The following is a 3,089-nucleotide window of genomic DNA, read 5'->3' on the forward strand; positions in this document are numbered from 1 at the left end:
GGCCGGAACGCAAAGCTATCCCTACCTGTGGTCCAAAATGGCGCCTTACCACGTCGGCGGCCGGGTTAAAGGCCGCACCCAGGCACTCTGGTACCGGATGGATAACGTACCGGGGTTGACCCGAATCCCGATTATCCGGCAAACCCAGCTGTTTTTTGAAGCCGACGTGGCGGGCATCGTCAACGGTGTGCCGACGGCCGCCCGGGTGCCCTTCGCCAACTTGCAAGGGTCTGTACCGTATCAGTCTGATTCGGGCACCCAGCACGTTGAAACGCCGAAGGTCTGGCTGCCGCCCTACTGGATCTATTCGATCGATGTCTGGCACCGCTTCCTGAATGCGGACGGCGGGCACTGGCAGTTCGGCGTTCCCCGGCGCGCCCTGCTCAACGATCCTTCCCACCAGCACCAGCAGCATAGCATCGACGCCTTTTACCAGGGCCGCCGGGATATGCAGCGTCTGGAGCACTTTCTGGATAGCAGCACCCTGGTCGAAGATCCCGAGGTGCAACTGGCGGGCGTGGGTGATTTTATCAAGTACGACGGCCCCAACGCCTTTCAGAACAACCGGCCGGCTTATTCGCTCCGGCACTGGACCGTAGGCGGCACGACGCAAATTGAAATCATCGGCTCCCACCCGCAAACCGAAGGCGCCAGCCGGACGGATAAAATCCGGGTGCCTGGCCTGTTTGGCGGCTGCGTGTTCAAGGTAACGCTCACCGGTCCATCGGCACAGATCTTCTCTTTTGTGATTCCGGCCGCCGGGCTGAATAGCGAAATCGAAACCGGCAACGTCTCGGCGGGTAACCTGTCAGGCTATGGCGGTTTGGCGCGGCTGAGTGCGGTAGTAATCCCTGAGCCCGAGCCGGAAATTCCCGAAGAGCCCGAAGAACCGGGCGAGCCCGATCCAACGCCGACGACCTACGTTCCGGCGCAAGAGCACTGGCGACGCATCCACGGCACGAGCTGGGCGGGCAGCGACTTTCAGGCCCGGAAGGATGAAGCCCTGCGCTGGAAACAGCGCGGCTCCACGATGTTCAAATTTACGATCGAGCCAGAGCAATGGTATAACCCGGCGGCCCAGGCTAATATGATCGCCTTTGCGGCTTATTGCCGTTCAATCGGACTAAAGGTGGGTGTTCATCACCAGTACAGTTTCTACCGCTCACAAATAGGTTCAAACCCGGCGATCAGTTACATGACGCTGGATAAAGCCGAGAAATTCAATTCGAATTCGGGGCTGGATGTGTATCCGGATACGTGTGTACCGGTGTCGTTAGCCTTTATCCGTCCGTGGGTGGATGGGGGCGCGGGCTGGGACAACAACAACCCGATGAAGCGCATATCGGTCGATGTGGTGCAGGATTCCGGCAATAAAATCAAACCTGATACGGTCAGCGTCGGACGAACCGAGGAGTACGAGATGGGGATTGGCAACAAGGTTTCTCCCCTTACGCAGGCCCGCGTCGGACTCTACGAAGACCCTGCCAAACAATGGTTCAAAGATAAGGTGTACGCAAAAGCGGGCGGAACCCTGGCTCAGGTCAGAACGATGGTTAACAGGCCCTCGCTGACGGATGCGGAAATCGTCCCACCGGTCATTCAATACTATAATGATGGCGATGGCTTCCACGACACCTGGAACGGCGACGGTACGGGAGGTAACTGGAACCGGCGCTACCACTGGGAATTTGGAGTCTGGACGCTGACGAAGTTTCTGGATATGTTCGCCTACTACGCCAATCTGGGCAACCCGGGTCAGCACATCACCGTCGAAGCGGGCGCCAATGACAACCGGCAATCGGTGGCCGCCCGCACATTTCAATGGAAGACGCTCACCAAAACCGCTAACGCTACCCAGGTCAATCTGGCACCCGATGCCAACTGGGCCCGAGGTGCAGACATTCACGGAAGCCGGATTAAATATTTTGGCGCAGACTGGGATAACATCTGGGATCCGGTCAACCAGAAGTACAAGAAGAACTATTCGGTGCCTAACGGACAGGGCGACATATCACAGGATCAGGCCGCCGACCGGATTGCCGCTTATGTGATCGCGGGCGGCTCCTGGGGCTATTTCGGTGGACAGGAGGCCAACTTGGTCGAATTGCACAACAAGGTCAAAGCCCGGGTGGGTAACCGGCTGGGTGGAGTGGTACCGAACGTCAACCGCAATCCGACTGTACAGTACTTCTCCGGAAAAATGAGAAAGCGCGAGAATGAAGGGCTGGATAACTGGAAAACCGCAGGTACCAACCTGGAAATTGTAGAAGAAACACCGCTATTCACTTAAGACAATGGCAGTAAGCGCAGTCAACGTACCCAAAACCACCGCCAGAAGGCTGAAAGGCTACCGGTTCCTGCTGGATATTGTCTTTCAGCAGGACGGTGCGCCCTGGAACGTTTCGGCGCTTCCGATCAAAATCGACATATCGCTGTCTAATGACGCCTTCGTCAAAACCTGGACAGCGGCCGACTTTTCGTACCCGGCAACCAACATCATCCACCTGGATTACAAAACCCCGGCGCTGGCGGGCCTTCCGGACAGTACCCAGTCGGTTCAATACAAATGCACAGTTTACCTGGATGAAATCGCCGGCAAGCAGCCCCTGCTGAGTTTTGATTTGTACGTCGATCCATCGATCAACTCCGGCAACCAGGCGGATTACTCGACCGGGCCCTATGCGGCCGAAGCCCTTGTGCTGAACGTGGTTTCCAGTATTCCCGGTGTCACCGTTGAGGTCGCCGCCGGCTGGGAAATCCGCATCCTGGCCCTTGAGCAGCGCGTCGATGAACTTGAAACAGTACTCGCCATGCCGGTGCGGCAGACGCTGGAAGAAATCGAAGAAGAAGCCACCGGCGAAATCGCCAAAACGTGGGCCCTACTTCAGGATGGCAACATTCAAATCATTTACTACGTGCCGGGCGCGGACGATCTGGTATCGCCCTTTGTCACCTCGGTGGGCGGTTCGCCTAGCATTCCCACCGGACTGACGCATAGTCAGCGCATTGCTGCGCTGGAAGCGAATACATACCTGCGGGTGCTGGCCAATACCTACGCCGATGCGCAGGACGAGGCGGTGGGCACCCGC

2 protein-coding genes are annotated in these 3,089 nt (G+C 57.7%); both read left to right on the forward strand.

The window, feature by feature from the left end; all coding sequences use genetic code 11:
• On the forward strand, nucleotides 1-2,290 hold a 2,290-nt coding region (locus ACYVHX_RS04915; protein ID WP_460670505.1), incomplete at its 5' end, for a hypothetical protein.
• Between the two features lie 4 nt (nucleotides 2,291-2,294).
• Nucleotides 2,295-3,089 (forward strand): hypothetical protein (locus ACYVHX_RS04920; RefSeq protein WP_460670506.1); only part of this gene is annotated, 795 nt, incomplete at its 3' end.

The sequence above is a fragment of the Larkinella ripae genome, from assembly GCF_054780775.1.